General features: G+C 57.6%; 17 protein-coding genes and 1 pseudogene. 15 read left to right on the forward strand and 3 right to left on the reverse strand.

Annotation, left to right across the window (positions count from 1 at the left end; translation table 11 throughout):
* Positions 1-3: 3 nt before the first annotated feature.
* Positions 4-462, reverse strand: a pseudogene (locus tag SIB72_RS10440) (M16 family metallopeptidase); the annotation flags it as partial.
* 19 nt (positions 463-481) lie between these two features.
* On the opposite strand from SIB72_RS10440, the gene SIB72_RS10445 reads away from it, so the two are divergent.
* The 11 genes from SIB72_RS10445 to SIB72_RS10495 all read left to right on the forward strand — a co-directional run bounded on the left by SIB72_RS10445 (position 482) and on the right by SIB72_RS10495 (position 11,658).
* Positions 482-1,225: a phycocyanobilin:ferredoxin oxidoreductase gene (locus tag SIB72_RS10445; protein WP_170953969.1), complete on the forward strand. Its 744-nt coding sequence runs from the start codon at positions 482-484 to the stop codon at positions 1,223-1,225.
* Positions 1,222-2,127, forward strand: coding sequence for an HlyD family efflux transporter periplasmic adaptor subunit (locus SIB72_RS10450; protein ID WP_413743828.1), 906 nt, complete (start codon positions 1,222-1,224; stop codon positions 2,125-2,127). Before SIB72_RS10445 ends, SIB72_RS10450 begins: the two co-directional genes overlap by 4 nt.
* Positions 2,128-2,171: 44 nt before the next feature.
* Positions 2,172-3,296, forward strand: coding sequence for an ABC transporter permease DevC (gene devC / locus SIB72_RS10455; protein WP_371410924.1), 1,125 nt, complete (start codon positions 2,172-2,174; stop codon positions 3,294-3,296).
* Positions 3,296-3,979: a DevA family ABC transporter ATP-binding protein gene (locus tag SIB72_RS10460; RefSeq protein WP_115121657.1), complete on the forward strand. Its 684-nt coding sequence runs from the start codon at positions 3,296-3,298 to the stop codon at positions 3,977-3,979. Before devC ends, SIB72_RS10460 begins: the two co-directional genes overlap by 1 nt.
* A 35-nt stretch (positions 3,980-4,014) precedes the next feature.
* On the forward strand, positions 4,015-4,170 hold the full coding sequence (locus tag SIB72_RS10465; protein ID WP_006850288.1) for a hypothetical protein: 156 nt from the start codon (positions 4,015-4,017) through the stop codon (positions 4,168-4,170).
* Between the two features lie 90 nt (positions 4,171-4,260).
* A complete protein-coding gene (locus SIB72_RS10470) occupies positions 4,261-5,193 on the forward strand; it encodes a glycosyltransferase family 2 protein (RefSeq protein WP_413743829.1) in 933 nt (310 codons plus the stop codon).
* A gap of 112 nt (positions 5,194-5,305) precedes the next feature.
* The gene (gene rpsB, locus SIB72_RS10475; RefSeq protein ID WP_115121656.1) at positions 5,306-6,025 is read left to right on the forward strand and encodes a 30S ribosomal protein S2; all 720 of its coding nucleotides are present in this window, start codon (positions 5,306-5,308) and stop codon (positions 6,023-6,025) included.
* An 83-nt stretch (positions 6,026-6,108) separates the two neighbouring features.
* Positions 6,109-6,765 carry a translation elongation factor Ts gene (gene tsf, locus SIB72_RS10480; protein ID WP_115015256.1) on the forward strand — a complete coding sequence of 219 codons (657 nt, stop codon included), beginning with the start codon at positions 6,109-6,111 and terminating at the stop codon, positions 6,763-6,765.
* Positions 6,766-6,767: 2 nt separating this feature from the next.
* On the forward strand, positions 6,768-8,033 hold the full coding sequence (locus SIB72_RS10485; protein ID WP_413743830.1) for a hypothetical protein: 1,266 nt from the start codon (positions 6,768-6,770) through the stop codon (positions 8,031-8,033).
* Positions 7,982-10,531 (forward strand): ATP-dependent DNA helicase RecG, encoded by a 2,550-nt coding sequence (gene recG / locus SIB72_RS10490; RefSeq protein ID WP_413743831.1) that lies wholly within the window; start codon positions 7,982-7,984, stop codon positions 10,529-10,531. Before SIB72_RS10485 ends, recG begins: the two co-directional genes overlap by 52 nt.
* A 383-nt stretch (positions 10,532-10,914) precedes the next feature.
* Positions 10,915-11,658: a M15 family metallopeptidase gene (locus SIB72_RS10495; protein WP_413745107.1), complete on the forward strand. Its 744-nt coding sequence runs from the start codon at positions 10,915-10,917 to the stop codon at positions 11,656-11,658.
* On the opposite strand, the gene SIB72_RS10500 is transcribed toward SIB72_RS10495, so the two are convergent.
* A complete protein-coding gene (locus SIB72_RS10500) occupies positions 11,628-13,349 on the reverse strand; it encodes an NADPH-dependent assimilatory sulfite reductase hemoprotein subunit (RefSeq protein ID WP_115121788.1) in 1,722 nt (573 codons plus the stop codon). The genes SIB72_RS10495 and SIB72_RS10500 overlap by 31 nt on opposite strands.
* 139 nt (positions 13,350-13,488) lie before the next feature.
* Here SIB72_RS10500 and glyS point away from each other — a divergent pair, with 139 nt between their 5' ends.
* Complete coding sequence (gene glyS, locus SIB72_RS10505) at positions 13,489-15,648, forward strand: glycine--tRNA ligase subunit beta (protein WP_413743832.1); 2,160 nt, start codon at positions 13,489-13,491, stop codon at positions 15,646-15,648.
* Between the two features lie 43 nt (positions 15,649-15,691).
* A complete protein-coding gene (locus SIB72_RS10510; RefSeq protein WP_413743833.1) occupies positions 15,692-15,964 on the forward strand; it encodes a hypothetical protein in 273 nt (90 codons plus the stop codon).
* Here SIB72_RS10510 and chlP read toward each other — a convergent pair.
* Positions 15,961-17,316, reverse strand: coding sequence for a geranylgeranyl reductase (gene chlP, locus SIB72_RS10515; protein WP_115121651.1), 1,356 nt, complete (start codon positions 17,314-17,316; stop codon positions 15,961-15,963). The two genes, SIB72_RS10510 and chlP, sit on opposite strands and share 4 nt — an antisense overlap.
* 111 nt (positions 17,317-17,427) lie before the next feature.
* Between chlP and SIB72_RS10520 the strand changes: the two genes are divergently transcribed.
* The gene (locus SIB72_RS10520) at positions 17,428-18,171 is read left to right on the forward strand and encodes a M15 family metallopeptidase (RefSeq protein ID WP_115121650.1); all 744 of its coding nucleotides are present in this window, start codon (positions 17,428-17,430) and stop codon (positions 18,169-18,171) included.
* Positions 18,172-18,194: 23 nt separating this feature from the next.
* Positions 18,195-20,744 carry a U32 family peptidase gene (locus tag SIB72_RS10525; RefSeq protein WP_413743834.1) on the forward strand — a complete coding sequence of 850 codons (2,550 nt, stop codon included), beginning with the start codon at positions 18,195-18,197 and terminating at the stop codon, positions 20,742-20,744.
* Positions 20,745-20,761 lie beyond the last annotated feature (17 nt).

Here is a 20,761-nt window from a genome sequence, read left to right on the forward strand (position 1 = left end):
GACGACCTGTTCATCGGGTTGATCGCGATATTGGGCAATTTCCTCAAGGACAACGTCGCGTTCCATCCCATAGGCATCAGCGCGCAACGCTGGTTCGAGGACGAGATCAAGCAGAAGTTCCAAGGCTTCGCATGCACCTTCTGGTGGAACGAGCACATGGAAATGCACGTCATCGAAACCTGTGGCTGCATTGCTACTGCCACCAAGGGCTTCGATCCGTCGATCGAAATCTCCAGCCCCAAGCTGCCGGCTTCCCTTGAACACCATGTGTTCCAGGAAATGGGCCAGACCCTCCTCACCCTTGTGTTCGAAGGCACTGCCGGCACGACACCAGAAATCAAGGCAAGTCAGCCCCGCATCCGGCATGGGGGCGAAGACGCACCGACTTCCGTTTCCAAACGTTTGGTGCGTCAGTTCTGGACCGTGGGATGGGTGGCTCAGGATCCCGTGGCAAAGTCCCATTCTGTGCTGAACCGCACCGGTGCCGTCGCCTCCCTCCTCGTCAACATCCCTTGAGCTTCATCCTCTGGTGGATGCCCTTGCCGAGCGCATCCGGACATGTAGGGGGGCCATGACAGGCCTTCAGCCTCTCGTCGTCGACCCAGAACTTGAGGCGGTCACAGCCACTTTGGATGGTGATTCGCTGTCCATCAGCAATGAACTGCATCAATGTCGAGGTCTGCGCAAGCTTCATTTAGAGACGGCTCGGCTCGGTTTAGGACTGCAGATTCTCCACTGCGTGTTCTTTCCCGATCCCCGTTACGACCTACCCATTTTCGGAGCAGACATCGTTGCCAGTCCCGCAGGGATCTCAGCGGCCATCGTTGACCTTTCACCTGTGCGGGACACACTCCCAGACAGCATCCGTCAACCGTTGGAGGCGTTGACGTTTCCACCTTTTGAACAGGTGCGAGAGCTACCGGCTTGGGGAACGATTTTTTCTCCCTTTGTGCGATTCATCCGTCCTGTGAACAGTGTTGAGGAGGGTTGGTTCCTCGAGCAGGTTGGGCACTTTTTGGAGGTGATGCGTCAGGCCGTTGAGACCACAGCCGCCGATGCCCCGGACGCCCCTTCTACGATCGATCGTCATCAGGGTCAGCTCTCCTATTGCCTCCAACAGAAGCGCAACGACAAAACCCGGCGTGTCCTGGAGAAGGCCTTCAGCGTGGAGTGGGCAGATCGTTACATCGAGGAAATGCTCTTCGACGATCCACCGGAGCCTTGAGACGTCGACCGACGCTGCTGCTTCTCAGTGGTGGTCTTGGTCTGACAGTGATCGTTGGGCTGTTGTTTTGGAATCGACCTCATCAAGCCGCTCGCTCTCCCGTGCCGGCTGTGGTGACTCGCGCCCCTGAAGCTGTTGCAGCTCTTGGCCAACTCGAGCCTGCTGGTGACATTCGTCGTCTTGCTGCCCCAGTGAGTGGTTTTGGTGGAACCCCCAGAGTGGCTGAATTGCTGGTCAATGAAGGGGATCCGGTCAAGGTTGGCCAGGTGCTGGCTCGCTTTGATAATCGTCTCCAGATCCAGGCAGATGTCGCGGCTGTGGATGCACGAATTCGCATGCTGCAGGCCGAGATCCGTTTGCAGCGCAAGGAGGTTGATCGTTATCGCCTTGCGGCCTCAGTTGGAGCGGCTGCCTTGGTGGTCCTTGATGACAAGCGGGATGAACTGCTTCGTTTTCAAGGGCAACTCCAGCAGGCTCGCGCGGAGCGACGCAAACTCGAGGCTGATCTCGCCGATAGCGAGCTGCGATCACCCATCGAGGGCTTGGTGTTGCGGATTCACACTCGCGCCGGGGAACGTCCAGGTGCTGATGGCGTGATCGAGGTCGGTGCGAGTCAGTCGATGCAAGCTTTGATCGAGGTGTACGAGTCGGATATCAATCGCGTTGAGCTTGGTCAGAGAGTCACGCTCACAAGCGAAAATGGAGGTTTCAAACAAAGCCTCGCCGGCAAGGTCATCGGCATTAGTCCTCAAGTGAGGCAGCGGCAGGTGCTTTCGACCGACCCCACGGGTGATGCCGACGCTCGGATTGTGGAAGTGCGCGTCACATTGGATCCGGCTTCCGCTGAAAGGGTCAGAACGCTGGCTGGGATGAAAGTGATCGCTCGTTTTCAACCCCAGTGAATTTGGGCTTCTGGAACCGCAGGCGGATACCGCTGGCGTCATTGATGCTGATCCGCCAGCCAGTGCGCCTGTTTGTTGCTTTGGCTGGCATTAGTTTTGCCGGCATCTTGATGTTCATGCAGCTCGGTTTTCGAGACGGGTTGTTTGATGCGAGCGTCACAGTGCATCGCCGCTTTGATGCAGATCTCGTCCTGATTAGTCCGCGTTCCACCAGTTCGGTGCGCATGGCCGGTTTCCCCAAACGGCGTTTGATCCAAACGATGGCGGATCCCCAAGTCGAAGGAATTACACCGGTCCACTGGAGTTTGATGCTTTGGCGTAATCCTGAAAACCTCTCTACCCGCTCCATTCTTGGTCTGGGATTCGACCCAGAGGATCCATTCTTTGTGAATCCTGAGTTGTCTCAGGATTCACAACAGCTTTCCTTGAAAGGTCGTGTTCTTTTTGATCAACTCTCCCGCCCTGAATTCGGACCTGTTGCCGAATGGTTTCGTCAGGGACGCACAGTTGAGAGTGAGATCGGTGGAAACCGCGTCAGGGTGGCAGGTCTGGTTTCCCTTGGCACCAGTTTTGGTGCTGATGGCAATCTGCTCACGAGTTCTGAGACATTCTTGGATCTGATGCCCAACAAAGCTCCAGGCAGCATTGAGTTGGGATTGATTCGGCTCAAGCCAACGGCGGATCCATTGGCTGTGCAGGAGCGACTGACTGCACTTCTGCCTAACGACGTTCGTGTGCTCACCAAGCAGGGCTTTATCGATTTTGAACAGAACTACTGGCGCAGCAGTACTTCGATCGGTTTCATCTTCACCCTCGGTGCTGCCATGGGGTTTGTGGTGGGATGCGTGATCGTTTATCAGGTGCTTTACACCGATGTGAGTGATCATTTACCTGAATACGCCACCTTGATGGCGATGGGCTATCAGCTAAAAACGCTTGTTGGTGTTGTCGTTCGTGAAGGGTTGATTCTCGCCTTGGTTGGCTATATCCCTGCATATTTGGCTGGCCAGGCTCTCTATTGGTTTGTGCGAGATGCCACCCGTCTTCCGGTTGGCATGGACCTCAGCCGCGCCACCACGGTGTTCACCATGATTTTGGTGATGTGCATGCTGTCGGCCGGATTGGCAATGCGCCGGCTTGTGGATGCCGATCCAGCCGAGATCTTCTGATGGCGAGCACTGTTGCGATTGAGGGACTGAACCATTGGTATGGCAGAGGTGCCAATCGTCGCCAAGTACTGCAGTCGGTGGGGTTGACGATCGAGCCAGGGGAGGTTGTGCTCCTGACCGGTCCTTCGGGTTGCGGAAAAACAACCCTGCTCACATTGATCGGTGCCTTGCGCAAGGTGCAGGAGGGGCAGGTATGCGTGCTTGGTCAGCCGCTTAACGCTGCCGGTCGCGGTGCCCGTCAGCGCCTACGAAGACGCATCGGCATGATCTTCCAAGGCCACAATCTGCTGCGTTGTCTGACAGCCGAACAGAATGTTCAGATGGGTGCAGATCTGTTGAAGGATCGTTCCTATCTCGCCCGGCGTGACCTCTCGAGGCAATGGTTGCGAGAGGTTGGCCTTGGTGATCACCTCAACAAGTTGCCTCACGATCTCTCCGGTGGGCAGAAGCAAAGAGTGGCGATTGCGCGGGCTTTAGCGGCTCATCCCCAGCTTCTGCTGGCGGATGAACCGACTGCTGCTCTTGACAGCACCACTGGGCGGGAAGTGGTGGATTTGCTCAAACGCCTGGCTCGTGAGCAGGCCTGTTCCGTTCTGATGGTGACCCACGACCCTCGCATTTTGGATGTGGCGGATCGACTGGTTCGCATGGAAGACGGTCGATTGTTCTGCTCGGTTGGGTAAGTTGGTGGCACCCAAAATCGTTTATCAACTCCGCGATGGCCAAGCGCAGGAACCTCAAGAAGGAAAAGCAGGAGCGCAACCGCGCCTACGCCCGCAAATTCAAGAAGCGCAAAATGCGTAACGATGGCCGTGGTGAAGGTGCAGGCAACGGTGTAACGGGTACTGCCAACAACGGTGGAGCAGCAGACTGATCCACGCCCTTGTGGCACTGAGGGGGGGCTTGCGCCCCCCCTTTTTTGATGTCCTTAGGCTGGACCTTCACTCGCTCCGGTTGCACGCGGATGTTTATCAGCGTCGTCATCCCCACTTACAACCGCTGGCCGATCCTTGAAAAGTGTTTGGTCGCTTTGGAAGCTCAGAGTCCTTCCGGTGAGATCGACGATTATGAGGTCGTCCTCGTGGACGATGGTTCGACCGACGGCACCCCTTCTCGTTTAAGGGAACAGGCTGCGCGCTTCCCCCATGTCCGTCTGGTGGAACAGGCCCATGGCGGACCTGCAGAAGGGCGCAACCGTGGCGTTGACCATGCACGCGGCGATGTGATCGTTTTCATCGACAGTGACCTCGTAGTCACACCGCAGTTCCTATCCAGCCATGCCCGCGCTCTTCAGCGCTATTGGCATCAGATCGGCAATCGGCTCTGTTTTACCTACGGAGCTGTGATCAACACGGCCAATTTCGATCAGCCGACAACGGAACGCCACAAACTGCGGGATTTGTCTTGGGCCTATTTCGCCACGGGAAATGTGGCGATTGATCGCACGGTGTTGCAGCGGTCAGGCCTTTTTGACACTGGCTTTCGCCTTTATGGCTGGGAAGACCTCGAGTTGGGTGAACGGCTGCGTCAGATGGGGGTGGCGTTGGTCAAGTGCCCGGAAGCGGTTGGCTACCACTGGCATCCAGCCTTGAGCCTTGCTCAGGTTCCAGATCTGATCAGGGTCGAGCAGGAACGGGCCAAAATGGGCTTGGTGTTCTTTCGCAAGCATCCGACCCGTAGGGTCCGTTTCATCATTCAGTTCACGTGGCTCCACCTGATCCTGTGGGAGCTATTGACCCTCGGCGGATTGCTCAACGAACGGTCGTTGCGTCCTTTGCTGAAATGGCTGATTAGCCATGGCCATGCTGCCGTGGCAATGGAAGTGCTGCGCCTTCCCCTGAATCGTATCGGTGTGCGTGCGATGTTCCGTGAAGCGAAGGCAATCGGGCTGCGCTGACCGGTCTTTTGATAAATTCATTGAGTTCTTTCACACCGCACACCTGTCTGTTTCGGGTGCTGGTCCTTGACCATCCCTGACAGGTGGAGGCGAACCCGAAACCCTAAACACCATGGCTGTTGTCACTCTCGCCGAGATGATGGAGGCTGGCGCCCACTTTGGGCACCAGACTCGTCGCTGGAACCCAAAGATGTCGCGCTACATCTATTGCGCGCGCAATGGGGTTCACATCATCGATCTCGTGCAGACCGCTGTCTGCATGAACAATGCCTACAAGTGGGTCCGCTCTGCCGCTCGCAGTGGCAAGCGGTTCCTTTTCGTTGGTACCAAGAAGCAAGCCTCGGAAGTGATTGCTCTTGAGGCGGCCCGTTGTGGTGGTTCCTATGTGAACCAACGTTGGCTGGGCGGCATGCTCACCAACTGGACCACGATGAAAGCCCGGATTGATCGCCTTAAGGATCTGGAACGGATGGAGTCCAGTGGTGCGATCGCCATGCGCCCCAAAAAGGAAGCCGCCGTTCTGCGCCGCGAACTGGAGCGTCTTCAGAAATACCTGGGAGGTCTCAAGAACATGCGTCGTCTTCCCGATGTTGTGATCCTTGTGGACCAACGTCGCGAGACCAATGCAGTTCTGGAGGCACGCAAGCTCGACATCCCCCTGGTGTCGATGCTGGATACCAATTGTGATCCCGATCTCTGTGAGGTTCCGATCCCTTGCAACGACGATGCCGTGCGCTCCGTTCAGTTGGTGTTGAGCCGTTTGGCTGACGCGATCAACGAAGGTCGCCATGGCGCCAATGATCAGCGCGGTGGTGACGACGGCCAGGGCTAAGTCTCACCTCCCTTTTTGTTCACGCCGCCCTCCCTCATTTGTGGGAAGGCGGCTCTTCTTGTTCCTATTTTCCCCCTCTACCGATGGCCGCCGTATCCGCCAAGCTTGTCAAGGATCTGCGCGATAAGACTGGCGCAGGAATGATGGATTGCAAAAAAGCCCTGGGGGAAACCGAGGGCGATATGACCAAAGCGGTTGAGTGGCTGCGTCAGAAGGGCATTGCAAGCGCCGAGAAGAAATCGAGCCGTGCCGCTGCTGAGGGAGCCATCGGCAGCTACATCCACACCGGTGCGCGCGTTGGTGTTCTTGTGGAGATCAACTGTGAAACGGATTTCGTTGCACGTGGCGATCTTTTCCAGGGTCTACTGCGCGATGTCTCCATGCAGATTGCAGCCTGCCCAAGTGTTGAGTACGTCAGCACCGATGACATCCCTCAAGAAATTGTCGACCGTGAGAAGTCGATCGAAATGGGTCGTGATGACCTCGAGGGCAAGCCAGATCAGATGAAGGCCAGAATTGTTGAGGGTCGGATTGGCAAGCGACTCAAGGAAATGGCTTTGTTGGATCAGCCTTTTATCCGCGATAGCTCTCTTTCTTTGGCCGAACTGGTGAAGCAAGTGGCCGGAAAGATCGGCGAAAACGTCCAGGTGCGCCGTTTCACCCGTTACACCCTGGGTGAAGGGATCGAGATCGAACAAGTCGATTTCGCCACTGAAGTGGCATCAATGACCAAAGGCTGATCTTGGCGTCCGACCAGGAAAGCGCTTTGCCATATAACCCTGACGAGCAGCTTGCTCGTCTTCAGAGCTGGTGTCGTGATACGGCACCAGCTTTTTATGCGGATCAATCTGATTATCTAAGACTTCTACGTGAGCGCTTGCCCTCAGCGGTGCATCGCGCCCTTGGGCATCTCCTCTGCAGCGTTGATCACGCTCGCTTGAATCAGCTTTCTGATCCCTCTCGTCACTCTCTCCAGCAGCGGATCGATGAGCTCATCCAACGCTGTAGTTCCTTGCTCACGATTGAACAACTCCAATTACTTGCTAAGGAGCTCAATCGGGAGAAGCGGACTCGAAGACGTCAGGCTCAACAATCCATGATGGAGAGCTTGCAGCGGTCTTCGGACCAGGCGCATCAGACGGACCAACAGGGTTCGGCGTCTGACAGCTTCTCTGATGATGGGATGTCCGGATCAGTTCAGCTCAGCCTTGCTCCGCCTGTTGATCAACCCGCCCTTCTTGATGGTCTCTTGCCTCCTGTGAATGGAGAGCAGAAAGAGGAGGCTTCGTTCACACCCTCTGACGAGGATATGGCGCTTGAATCAGAGCTGGATCTGAGTTTCGAAGACCCTCCGCCAACCACAGACCAGGACGAGGATGGTGATCTTGGCGTTGCGGACCAGGCCAGCAGTGATCTGGATGTGTTGCGCTCGCTGTTTCTGATGGCCGGTCAGGCCATGGATGCGTCTGAGGATTCATCCCTGTCTGATCCCAGCGATGAGGAAGCAGCTGGCTCAGATTCCGATCAGCTCAGTTCCGAGTTCATGCCCACGATGCCCTTGGAGCTGATGCGCTGGCTCGACGGCCTTGATCTTGCCGTCGTGCGTCGTCTGCGCAACCTGTCTCACGCGATCAATGTTGAGCTCTTGCGTGCAGGTCTCACCACAAGCCTCCTGCCCATCAGCCTGCTTGACGCCGTGCATGCGGGCCAGGTCGACACCCTTCCCACGGCCTCCAATCTCCTCCGTCTGAGGGTCCCTTTGCCGATGACCGGGTCTGGTGACCAGTTGATCGATCTCTGCTGTGTTCTTCTGCGCCCGTCTGAACTGGAATTCGACCTCGTGCCATTGCGTCGTTGTCGCAGCAGGCTCCGACAACGGAAGCAGAGCTTGCTCAGAATGGTTCGACAGCAACGCCACTGGCAGCGGCGTGCTCAGACCCAACACGTGCAGCATCAGTGGTGGCCCAGCCCTCCAACCAGCCCTCCAACCCATCCTCCCCAGAGCTGACTCCGGCTTGCTCTGCAGCAGACCTCAATCGTCTTCAGGCCTGGCTTCACCCTCTTCAGACATCTCTGACGTTGGAGGCTGATCGCGGCTTCATTGATCTGCAGGGACGACAGGAACGGTTTCACCACTTTCTGACCCGTCAGCTCGCGACACCACCACCGATCCCCATCCCTGCGGATAGCAGTGATCGCTTGGCCTCCTTAGCGGCTTCTTATCGCAGTTACCCGACGCTGTCTGAATCGGCTCGACGCCGACTGGTGACCTCCACTCGGCAATGGCTTCATCAATTCCGCCAGCGGATGGAACCGTCGCAACCGATGGCACCCCCGCGATTAAGGGTGAAGGACCAAGTCGACAACCAGCAACCCAACCGGACGGCACCAGCCTCACTCTCTCTCGACTTGCCGCTGTCTGGTGTCAAGGGCATTGGACCAAAGCTGGCTGAACGTTTGGCGTCCCTCGGCCTTCTGCTGGTCAGAGATTTGCTCCTGTATTACCCGAGGGATTACGTCGACTATTCGGCGATGCGACGCATCGTCGCCCTTGAGGCCGGGCAAACAGCAACGATCGTGGCCACGGTGCGCCGCTGTCACGGATTCACGAGTCCGCGTAACCCCAATCTGTCGATCCTCGAGCTGCAAGTGCAGGATCCCACTGGTCGTTTGAAGGTGACTCGATTCCTCGCTGGCAAACGCTTCAGCAACCCAGCGGCGTTGCACGCCCAGAGCCGACAATATCCCGTAGGAGCCACAGTGGCGATTAGCGGCCTGGTCAAGACCGGCCCCTATGGGATCAGCTTTCAGGATCCTTTGATTGAGGTGATGGAGACGGTTCACTCTCCGTTGCGATCACGTCAGATCGGCCGATTGCTTCCGGTTTATGCCCTCACCGATGGGCTCACAGCCGACCGATTGCGTGGTTTGGTGGAGCTTGTGCTTCCGGCTGCTGAGCATTGGCCCGAACCCCTCAGTCCTGAACGACGTGCAGTCCTGCATCTGATCGCCCGCACTGAAGCCCTGCAAGGGATTCATCGGCCTGTGGATCGCGAACGTCTTCAACAGGCAAGGCGGCGGCTTGTGTTTGACGAATTTCTTTTGCTTCAGCTGGGCCTGATGCAGCGTCGCGCCGATTTACGTCAGCGCCAGGCTCCGAGCCTTGAGGGTATTGGCCAGAGAGACGGTCTTGTTGGTCGTTTCCTCGATTTGTTGCCCTTTCAGCTCACAGGAGCGCAGCAGCGCGTTTTGGCGGAAATCGAGAGCGACTTAGTCAAGAGCGAACCGATGGCACGCCTGGTCCAGGGGGATGTGGGCAGCGGTAAAACCGTGGTGGCGCTCGCCTCCCTGCTGAATGCAGTCGATGCCGGTTGGCAGGGAGCCCTGATGGCACCGACTGAAGTGCTGGCGGAGCAGCACTATCGCAGTCTCTGTCAGTGGTTGATGCCACTTCACGTCAGCGTGGAGTTGCTGACTGGTTCGACTTCAAAACCCAACCGCAGGCGCATGCTCACTGATCTGGCCAATGGAACACTGCGCATTTTGGTTGGCACCCACGCGTTGATCGAAGACCCTGTTGACTTCTCGCGGCTTGGTCTGGTGGTGGTGGATGAGCAGCATCGCTTCGGGGTTCGCCAGCGCAATCGCCTTCTCAGTAAGGGATTGCAACCTCACCTTTTGACGATGACGGCGACACCGATTCCCCGCACCCTTGCCCTCTCCCTGCATGGCGATCTGGATGTGAGTCAAATTGATGAGTTGCCACCAGGGCGGACACCGATCCAAACCCGTCAAATTGCCGGATCAGAGCGTCACGATGCCCATGAGTTGATCCGAAAGGAGGTTGAGGCCGGTCAGCGTGCATATGTGGTGCTGCCCCTGGTGGAAGAGTCGGAGAAATTGGATTTACGTTCCGCCGTCGATGTGCATCGAGAACTGGCAGAAGAGGTCTTTCCCGATCTTTCGGTTGGGTTGCTACATGGACGCCTCAGCAGTGCAGACAAGCAGTCTGTGATCCAGTCGTTTTCGTCTGGAGATTGTCAGGTTCTTGTTTCCACCACCGTCGTTGAGGTGGGTGTGGATGTACCTGAGGCCAGCGTGATGGTGATTGATCATGCCGATCGCTTCGGCCTGGCCCAGTTGCACCAGCTTCGTGGTCGTGTTGGTCGTGGAGCAGCAGCTTCTCACTGTCTGCTCGTGAATGACAGCCGCAATGCTTTGGCACGCCAACGGCTCGATGTTCTCGTTCATTCCACCGATGGCTTTGAAATAGCAGAAATGGATTTACGCCTTCGCGGCCCTGGACAAGTGCTCGGAACCCGCCAGTCCGGGTTGCCTGATTTGGCTCTCGCAAGTCTTGCCGATGATGGCGCTGTTCTGGAGGAGGCACGCCAGGAGGCCAGCAGGCTGATTGATCTGGATCCTGGTCTCAATCGTCACCCCGTTCTGCGCCAGTTGCTGGAAAATCAACGTCTTCGGATGACCGCTTCAGGTCAATTGAATTAATGCACGTTTATTTCCACAGGCTTGAGTCTCGGTTGAGTCTCACTATTCCCTTTTTGCTGCTTTTTTGAGGTCTCGCTGACAAATGTCGCTTTTTGGCTTGTTTTTCTCTGGCGCTGCTGCTCTTATTTCGATTGAGATTGAATCGCTGGCTTCCCTTCTGGTGCAGGGTTCTTGGTCGGATGTCTGAGCCTTTGCTCTGAAAGCTCAAGATTGTCTTTATGGTTTGTTGTCACATGTATCGCTACGAACATGTCTCCTGCGTCACAACCTGCTCGCGACGTGTGAAATGAGACCCACCCTGGGGAAAAATTGTGTCCACTTGTGGAAACGGCTTCCTGCTGTCGACTTCTGTCAGCCTTGAACGCAGTTGAAGTGGTCCGGTGCTGCGTCCCTGGAGCGATCGTCTAATCGACGACTGCGGCGAGCCGCTGAAGCGGTTACGCCCAGAGCTGTTGTGCCTCCAGCCACACCCTTACCAGCGCTTAGGCGCGCCCTACGGACCGGGAGCAGATCCTTTTGTGCTGCGGGCGGGAGTGGTGAGGCGTTTGATCGCGGCCGAGCAGCAGCTTCAAGCGCATGACCAGGAGCTCCGCTTTGTCATCTTCGATGCTTGGCGTCCAGTCTCAGTGCAGGCCTTCATGGTTGACCATGCCGTGGCTGAAGAGTGTGCTCGCTTGGGCATCAACCTCAAGACCGCTGGATCCGCTGCGGACATCGATCGAGCGATTGCCGAGGTTCGGCATGCCGTTGGTCGTTTCTGGGCACCCCCTAGCCTCGACCCAACCACGCCGCCGCCGCACAGCACAGGAGCTGCTGTTGATCTGACGCTGGCGGGACGTGATGGTGATCTGCTCGAAATGGGTGGTGAGATTGATGCGATTGGCCCCGTTTCCGAGCCGGATCACTACGCCAACACTGCATTGGCTGGTCGGGACGCATTCGCCGTTTGCGTCCATCAACGCCGTTGTCTGCTCGATCGTGTGCTCGGTGGGCAGGGGTTTGTGCGCCATCCCAATGAGTGGTGGCATTTCAGTTTTGGAGATCAGCTCTGGGCTTGGCGTTCGGGGGCACAGGAAGCTATCTACGGACGCTGTGATCAAGCATTGAGCAGCTCGGATACTGCCTGATCGCCCAGTTTTTGAACATGGTCTCCAAGGGTGCGGCGTCCACCTGCTTCCTTCCAACTCAACAGCAGAGGTTCAATCGCGGCCTCCAGCTGATCCAGGGGTAGCTTCTGGATATAGGGCTTGGCGAGGCGTTGCAAATTGGCGCTGCCGCCTAACCAAAGCTGGTACTGGTTGACTCCGCTCCCCACGAGCGCCAGTTCAGCCATGTAAGGGCGGGCGCAGCCATTCGGGCAGCCAGTCATACGGATCAACACCGGTTTGTCGATCTCCAAGCGTTGGAGTTGGCTGTCAAGTCGCTCCAGAACAGAAGGGAGGGTCCGTTCCGATTCGGTGATGGCGAGTCCGCACGTTGGTAGGGCTGGGCAGGCGATGGCGTGTCGGGCTAACGGTGCTGGCATGTCAGGGGTGTTAATCCCGAGTTCTTCCAGGGCAGCGCGGATCGAAGCCCTTTGTGGGGTTCCGATGTTGCAGAGCAGCAAATCTTGATTGGGAGTGAGACGGATTTCCAGTTGATAGGTCTCGACGATCTTGCTCAGGCCTTGCTTGAAAGCACCTTCCAGCCGACCGCAGAGCAGCGGAATGCCTACAAACCACATGCCGGCGCGATGGCGATGCCAGCCCAGGTAATCATTCAGTTTTGGCTTGGGCTCGCTGCGCAATGGCTTCAGGTCTCCGCTGAAGTAGGCGCGCATTAATTCCTGACGGAACCACTGGATGCCTCTGTCATGGAGCAGATACTTCATGCGGGCATGACGCCTCAGCCTGCGATCGCCATGGTCGCGCTGAAGGGCCAGGATGCTTTGCACCAAATCCAACACCTGATCCGCGGCCACATAGCCAAGCGGTTCAGCGATCCGAGCGAATGTCTCTTCCTTGTTGTGGGTACGGCCCATGCCGCCCCCTACATACACGTTGCATCCACGGAGACCACCGTTGCTGTCTGTGAACACCACCAGGCCGATGTCCTGGGTCAGCAGATCGACTGAATTGTCTCCAGGCACGGTCACCGCCACTTTGAATTTGCGTGGCAGATAGGTGTCTCCATACAGAGGTTCTTGCTGATCGCCTGAGAACACCGCTCCCTCAAACTGGCGCTTTCGCACCGCATTCACCTTTCGGCCAGCCTTGATTCGATAGCTCAGGTCTCCATCGACCCAGAGATCCAAATACGAGCCTTCGGCGCATTCGGGACTCAGCAGATCAGCAATCTCATCGGCGAGCTGTCTTGCTGCCGGGTAACCCCCTTTGTCAAAAGGCGCCGCCGGTGCCATCACATTGCGGTTGATGTCTCCACAGGCAGCAAGCGTGGAACCAAGGTTTCGAACAATCGTGCCAATCACCTCCTTGAGGTCGGCTTTGGGCACACCGTGCATCTGGAACGCCTGACGGGTTGTGGCACGCAGCGTTCCGTCGCCAAGGCGATCGGCCAGATCGTTCATGGCCAAAAACAGGGCGGTGGGGATGCGGCCTCCCGGACTGCGCAGGCGCAGCATCATCTGCCATTGCTTGTCCTTGCCTTTCTCGCGTTTGTCCCTGTCGTCCTGCTGATAACTGCCGTGGAACTTGAGAATCTGTAGAGCGTCTTCGCTGAAATTGGGCAGGTCGTTTCCCAGCTCTGTTAGTAGAGGCTCTTTGAGGAAGAGGCTGTCTCGTTTTCGTTGCTCTGCCTTCGGTAGCGGAATTCCTTCCATGTCGAGCTTGCCGCTGCCTGCGCCCTGAGAACTCTTGGTGGCGTCGACGCTGGGCTGGCTCACTGGCGCACTGATCGCTGTATCTCGAAGCTAGCGAAGCGGCTTCCAATAAAGTCATTGGCTTCTCGAGCCGACTGGTGTGACCTCAACCTTCCTGCTCGAAATCGGTACTGAAGAACTGCCTGCTGACTTTGCCCGTTTGGCTCTGGCCCAGCTTCGGGAGCGGGTTCAGCGTGACCTGGACGAGTTGAGACTGGCGCATGGTGAAGTACAGGTCACCAGCACCCCAAGACGCCTTGTTGTTTTGGTCGATTCGTTGGCCGAAGTTCAGGAGGATCTCCGCGAAGAACGGAAGGGTCCCCCCGTGGCTCAGGCTTTTGTGGATGGCCAGCCAGGTCCTGCCGCGATTGGATTTGCGAAACGCTGCGGCGTTGAACCCACCTCCCTAGAGGTCCGTCCCACCCCAAAGGGCGACTGTGTCTTTGCGACGGTGTTGATCGAGGGCCAGGGGGCGCTCCAGATCTTGGCGGAGCGGATTCCTGCCTGGATCGATTGCTTGCAAGGGCGCCGTTTTATGCGTTGGGGTGATGGGGATCAACGCTTCAGTCGTCCAGTGCGCTGGTTGGTGGCTTTGCTTGGTCCCGATGTGGTGCCAGTCACCCTTGCTGCCAGTGAGCCTGTCGTCCACAGCGGTCGAACATCCCGTTCTCACCGTTTGCATCCCGGCAGCGTTGAACTTTCCGAGGCCGATGACTATCTCAAGGCCCTTGCTGCCGCTGGTGTTCAGGCTGATCGCAAGGCAAGATCTGCCCTGATCCGCAGCAAGCTTGACGATCGCGCCGCTGCCTTGAAGGGGGAGCTGGACTGCCCAGATGATCTCTTTCAAGAGTTGGTGGATCTGGTGGAAGATCCACGCATCCTTCAGGGTGAAATCGCGGATCGCTTTCTTGATCTGCCCCCCGAGGTGATCGTGACGGTGATGCAGTCGCATCAGCGTTATGTGCCCCTGCGCCGTTCTCAGGTTCCAGCAGATCCCTTGAGGTTGGAGTCTCGTGATGTTCTTCTTCCTGAATTTTTACTGGTCGGCAACGGTCTTTCTGCCGCGGATGCACGGATCTGCCGTGGCAATGAACGGGTCTTGAGCGCCCGCTTGGCGGATGCAGAATTTTTCCTCAATGTCGATCGCAAGCAAAGCAGTGGCGACCGTCGAGCGTCGCTCTCCAGGGTGACCTTCGCCGCCGGGTTGGGCAGCCTTTTGGATCGCACGGAACGGATTGAGCAGCTCACCGACACCCTTCTTCAGGCCCTGGAGTTACCGATCGGTACCGCTGAAGCGGCAAGACGCGCTGCTCACCTCTGCAAACACGATTTAGTCAGTCAGATGGTGGGCGAATTTCCTGAGCTTCAAGGGCTGATGGGCGCGAAGTATCTGCTTGAGGAAGGGGAAAGCCGCGATGTCGCTCAAGCTGTGTTTGAGCACTATTTACCCCGTGGCGCTGGCGATGTGCTTCCTCAGAGCGATGCCGGTGCTGTGGTTGCTCTGGCAGAACGCTTGGAATTGCTGCTCAGCATCTTTGCCAAGGGCGAACGCCCCAGTGGTTCTTCCGATCCTTATGCGTTGCGACGTGCGGGAAATGGCCTGCTTCAGATTCTGTGGGAGAGGGGTTGGCGGCTCGATCTGTTTAGGCTTGTCTCTGAGGCCGCGGAAGCCTGGCAACAGCGTTTCCCAGCTTTCAAGGTGAAGGCGCAAGCTCTCGCGGATGACCTGCTGCTGCTGTTAAGGCAGCGTATTCAGTCGCAACTTGAAGACGATGGTCAAGCGCCTGACCTGGTGCAGGCGGTTGCCGGTGATGGTCTCAGCTGCCAACGCTTGCTGGGCGACCCTCTTGATGTTTTGGATCGTCTTGGCTTGCTCAGCCGTCTGCGCCAAGAGAACCGTCTCGGGGCGCTGCAGGCCGTGGTTCAACGTGCTTCACGCCTTGCTGAGAAGGGGGACCTTGCGAGTTCCGTTCTGGCAGCTGGGGATGTTGTGGATGTCAGTCGCTTCGCTTCTCCCAGCGAAACAGCCATGCATGCTGTGGTCACCCACTTGGAGCCCCTGGCTGTTGGGGGTGCTTATCAGGCCCTTGCCGACGCGCTTGTGGAGGCCACACCAGCACTGGAGGCCTTCTTTGATGGTCCAGACAGCGTGATGGTGATGTCTGATGACCTGGACTTGCGTCGCAATCGACTCAATCTTCTTGGAGTGCTGCGTAATCAGGCATCTGTGCTGGCCCGTTTCGATCTGATTCAAAGCTGACGCTTGGCAGTCGTCGAAGCTCGGGCTAAGTCATGGAGAGAACATGGTCTTGCCTATGGCATCGTCGGATCCCTCTGAGCGCTCTGCCGGGGAACCCTCCCCAGTGGTCACACAACCAGTTGTGATCCGCCAGGGAGGCAACGGAGTTGGTGTCGTTCTCGCTGCCTTAATCCTGGCCGGTGCTGCCATCTATGCAGTCAATACCCTCAAGAATCGTCCCGAGCAGGTCAAACCAGGAGTGACGCCAGAGCAGATTCAACAGGGCCTTGAACGGGTGAAGGGTGTCGCCGGTCAAGCCCTGGAAGGACGCAACTAGTTCACTCCAGCCGTTTCAGTTTCCTTGCCTTTGGATTGGGCCCTGATCGCTTGGGCTGCTTCCTCGGCAAGGAAATCACCGTCAGAACGTCCTACGGCTGATGGGACGGGACCGTATTCAGACGGGGCCAGTGCTTCACCGCGCACGAGACTGCCGAGGGTTCGAAGAGTCAGCTTGATTTGCTGCCAAGGGTTCATCATCACCACTCGTTTGTAGAGGTAACTATCGAAGGTGAGCTTTTGCACGTCGAGGTCATCGCACATTTCGACGAAGGCTTCGCGAGCAGCGTCGTTGCGATAGAAGATGCGCTGCAGAATGTCGAGCACTGCATAGGTGGCACCGTATTTTTTGTCCCAACGCTTGAGGTAGGTCGACTTGATCTCCTTCTCGGTGGGGATGCGCTGTCCACTGTTGGAGATTTCCACAATGGCTTCAGCGGCCATCCGTCCGCTTTTCGCTGCGAAATAGATCCCCTCTCCTGAGCTCTTGGTGACATAACCAGCAGCATCACCCACCAGTGCCATGCGACCAACCACGCGACGGGGACGGGGATGTTCTGGGATTGGGTGAGCTTCCACCTTGATGACTTCGCCCTTGAACAGACGCTTGCTGGCACGCTCACGAATCCCTCTCTGCAGCCCCTTAATCAGCGATTGGTTCTGCTGCATGGTGCCGGTTCCGACGGCCACGTGGTCGTACTTGGGGAAGACCCAGGCATAGAAATCTGGGGACACATCAGTGCCCACATACATCTCTGCGAGGTCCTCGTAGTAAGTCATCTCCTCTGGGGGGAGCTTGATGCGTTCTTGGAATGCGATCGCAACGTTGTAGTCCCCAGCGTCCATGGCCTTGGCCACGCGGGAGTTGGCTCCGTCAGCACCAATGATCAAGTCGACTTCCAGAGATTTTTGCTCCCCAGTTGGACCACCCCCGCTGTAGTCGGCGTAATGCAGGGTGTAGGGGCCTTGACGGTTGTTGCCTGTATCGATTTTTTGCACCAGGCCATTCACCAGGGTGGTGCCAAGGTCTGCAGCACGGTTGCGCATGAAGGCATCAAACACTTCACGGCGACACATGCCGATATAGGCGTTGTCGTCGTAGCCGAGTGGATCCAGCTTGATATCCACCTCCCGGTTGGAGGGAGAGATCATCTTCATGTTTCGCACCTTGCGGTCGATGATCTCGTCAGGCAGGTCGAATTCTTCGACCATGCAGAGAGGGATCGCGCCACCACAAGGTTTGGCGTTATCCAGCTTGCGCTCGAACAACCAGGTCTGAATGCCGGCCTTGGCAAGAATTTCGGCGGCACAGGATCCACTCGGACCACCCCCGACGACGGCAACTCGCAGCATCTCAGCCCTACTCCGCTGGATTATTAATTCGAAACTACCACCGCTGACCCTTAGTCGGTGGAAGCCCCCTGGCGCCCCCCCTTACGATCGTCACAACACTGCATCATCGATTTGGTTCGTGCCGTCGCCCCTCGCCGCACCAGCAGGGACGACATTCCTGTGGCACGGCGTTCCCGCCCTCCTCAACGCTCACGGCGCCGTGGCTCTGGCCTTTGGATTGCCTGTTTGCTTGTGTTCAGTAGTTGCCTCGGCGTTGTTTTGTTGGGGCCGGCACTTTTGACCCGGTTCTCACCCCAGCCACAAGTGGTCGATGGCATTGCAGAAGCTCCCAGCGTTGACGGCCGCTTGCTGGGCCATTTCCCTTATGCAGAAGCATCTGCGATCAACCTGGTTCTCGTCGGTCCCGGATTGGAACTGCATATCGACGCCGCTGAAGCCCTGCGTTCGATGCAACGAGCTGCAGCGTCTGATGGCGTTGACCTCAGGCTGTTGAGTGGTTACCGCTCTCATGCGTTGCAAAAGGGCATCTTTTTTGATGTGAAATCAGAGCGCAATCAAACGGCGAGTGAGCGTGCAAAGGTCAGCGCTCCTCCCGGTTACTCCGAGCACAGCACTGGTTTAGCCGTTGATCTCGGCGATGGTGACGCCCCTGCCACCAACCTTTCAGAGTCGTTTGAAACGACGTCGGCGTTCCGCTGGCTCCAGGACCATGCTGCGTCGTACCACTTCACGCTTTCATTCCCCGAGGGCAACAATCAGGGTGTGAGTTACGAGCCCTGGCATTGGCGTTTTGAGGGGTCTGCTGATGCTCTTCGACAATTTGAACCGGCTCGCCGTCTGGCTCTGACCCGTTGAGACCGCATCACTTTCCTGAGCTGTTGTCCCCAGCCGGTGACTGGGCTTCCCTCAAGGCGGCAGTGGCTCAGGGGGCGGATGCCGTCTATTTCGGCGTCGAGGCGTTCAACGCCAGATTGCGAGCAGAAAATTTTCAACTGGATCAACTCGCCGAGATCATGGCCTGGCTTCATGCCAGGGGTGTCCGTGGCTTCCTCACCTTCAACGTCCTTGTCTTCAGCGATGAGCTCAGCCGAGCAGCCCAGTTGCTGGTTGCGGCTGAGCGCGCCGGAGTCGATGCTCTGATTGTTCAGGATCTTGGCCTCTGTCTCTTGGCCAGGGAGCTTGTGCCTGGTCTGGCATTGCACGCTTCTACCCAGATGTCGATTACCAGTGCAGCCGGTGTGGCTCAGGCCGCAGATGCTGGCTGTGATCGAGTTGTTTTGGCCCGTGAACTCGCCCTCAAGGATCTACGTCGCTTGCAGCGACAACTTGAGCAGCGTCAGTTGGCGATGCCTCTCGAAGTGTTTGTGCATGGTGCTCTGTGTGTTGCCTACTCAGGCCAGTGTTTAACCAGTGAATCCCTCGGACAGCGCAGCGCCAATCGAGGGGAATGCGCCCAGGCCTGTCGGCTTCCTTACCAGTTGGTGGTGGATGGCGAAGAGCTTGATCTGGCTGATCAGCGTTATCTGCTTTCCCCTCAGGATCTTGCGGCCTGGATGCAGATCCCCGAACTGATTGAGATCGGTATCAGCAGTTTCAAGATCGAAGGTCGCCTGAAAGACCCAACTTATGTAGCTGCCGTCACCCAGGCCTACCGGCAGCAGATTGATGGGCTCGCGACCAATGCCACTGCCGTGCGGCGTCAGTTGGAGATGGGCTTCTCTCGCGGGCTTTCGACGGGTTGGCTTGAGGGTGTGAACCACAGGCGTCTGGTTCATGGCCGATGGAGCAAGAAGCGCGGACCTGTGGTGGGTTGCCTTGAGCGATGTGATGACCAAGGTTGGCTCACGCTTCGTCTTGAAGAACCACTGGAGTGCGGTCAAGGTGTGGTGCTCGAAGTGCAACCGGCTCCAGGTACTGATCCCCTCAAGCCACCGCAGGAGATCGGCGGAAGGATCATGCAGCTTGACGACCTTGGTCACCGTCGTTCTCGCATCCGTTTGGGCCCAGGCCGAATCAACCTGATGGGTTTGAAGCCTGGAGCTCCGGTCTGGCTCACAGGTGATCCCAGATGGCAGAGCACATGGAGCCGACAGGCGCGGCAGTCGGTCGATCCGATCCTGCAGCCGCTCCGGGTGCGCGTGTCTGGTGGTCTTGGTGTTCCGCTTCAGCTTCAGCTGTTGCATCCCCTAGGAACCACTGCTGAGAGCCTTCGTGTGAGCAGCACGGTGTCTCTTGAGCAGGCCCGCGATCGGGGCTTGGACCGTGAACGATTGGAGACTCAGTTGGGCCGACTTGGTGGCAGTGGATGGCGCCTTGATCAGCTCGAGATCGATCTGCCAGCCGGCCTCTTCCTTCCCGTCGCAGAGCTCAATCGGATGCGGCGCTGCCTGCTGGATCGTATGGACTCAGCCGGTCTTCGCCCTCTCGCACTCCCCTCTCCACAGGAGATGGCTGCCATGTCGGGGGGCGAAAGGGTCGAAGCCACCTTGCGTCAGTGCCTGAACCCAGCCCAGCCTTCGTCAATAGTCTCCGCACCCAATCCCTGTCCAACGCTGCAGGTCTTGGTGCGGAGCTTGGCTCAGTTAGAGGCCCTGATTGCCCTGGACCGCCCGGACTGGGTCTCAGGGGTCATTGCTGATCTCGAGCATCCGAGTGAGCTCAAGCAAGCTGTCCTGGTTGGACGCGGTTACTGGCGGGACGGCATTGTTCTGGCAGGCCCTCGCATCAACCGACCGGATGAAGCGTGGACGCTGGAGCCTTTGATTCGGGCTGAACCTGATGGCTATTTGGTTCGGAATGCTGATCAGCTGGAACGGTTGACTCCACTCGCACCCTGCAGCGGTGATTTCTCGCTGAATACCGCCAATCCACTCACGGTGCGTTGGTATCGGGAGCGCTGGGGTCTACAGCGCCTCACCGCCAGTTATGACCTCAATCTCAACCAGCTGCTGGATCTGGCTCAGTCCACGGACCCTGACTGGCTGGAGGTGACGTTGCATCAGCACATGCCCCTCTTCCATATGGAGCACTGTCTCTTCTGCGCGTTCCTCTCTGACGGCCACGATCACACCGATTGCGGCCGCCCCTGCGAACAGCATCAGGTGCATCTGCGCGATCGAAGCGGTGTCGAGCATCCCCTGATCGCCGATCTCGGTTGCCGCAATACTCTTTTCAACGGTCGGGCGCAGAGCGGTGTTGAAGCCTTGCCTGAGCTTCTGCGGGTCGGTCTGCGCCGTTTTCGCCTCGAGCTTCTTGATGAGGATCCAGCCTCTTGCCAGAGGAGGGTGCAGCTTTATGCCAAGGCTCTCGAAGGCTCGATCCCCTCGTCTGATGTCTGGCGGCGGGAGCGCATCGATCACCGCCTCGGTGTGACCCGTGGCAGCCTTCGCTCCGATGGACCAGAACGGACCAGTCGGATCCTTTCCTGAGCCATCTGACGTTGAGA

The organism is Synechococcus sp. MIT S9451, from assembly GCF_047304725.1.
GTDB lineage: Bacteria > Cyanobacteriota > Cyanobacteriia > PCC-6307 > Cyanobiaceae > Synechococcus_C.

Bases quoted from the DNA above. Each gene is read 5' to 3' on its own strand.
- devC (WP_371410924.1), top strand. From the start codon at position 2,172: ATGCTGATCCGCCAGCCAGTGCGCCTGTTTGTTGCTTTGGCTGGCATT.
- SIB72_RS10460 (WP_115121657.1), top strand. From the start codon at position 3,296: ATGGCGAGCACTGTTGCGATTGAGGGACTGAACCATTGGTATGGCAGA.
- SIB72_RS10465 (WP_006850288.1), top strand. From the start codon at position 4,015: ATGGCCAAGCGCAGGAACCTCAAGAAGGAAAAGCAGGAGCGCAACCGC.
- SIB72_RS10470 (WP_413743829.1), top strand. From the start codon at position 4,261: ATGTTTATCAGCGTCGTCATCCCCACTTACAACCGCTGGCCGATCCTT.
- rpsB (WP_115121656.1), top strand. From the start codon at position 5,306: ATGGCTGTTGTCACTCTCGCCGAGATGATGGAGGCTGGCGCCCACTTT.
- tsf (WP_115015256.1), top strand. From the start codon at position 6,109: ATGGCCGCCGTATCCGCCAAGCTTGTCAAGGATCTGCGCGATAAGACT.
- SIB72_RS10500 (WP_115121788.1), bottom strand. From the start codon at position 13,349: ATGGAAGGAATTCCGCTACCGAAGGCAGAGCAACGAAAACGAGACAGC.
- SIB72_RS10510 (WP_413743833.1), top strand. From the start codon at position 15,692: ATGGTCTTGCCTATGGCATCGTCGGATCCCTCTGAGCGCTCTGCCGGG.
- chlP (WP_115121651.1), bottom strand. From the start codon at position 17,316: ATGCTGCGAGTTGCCGTCGTCGGGGGTGGTCCGAGTGGATCCTGTGCC.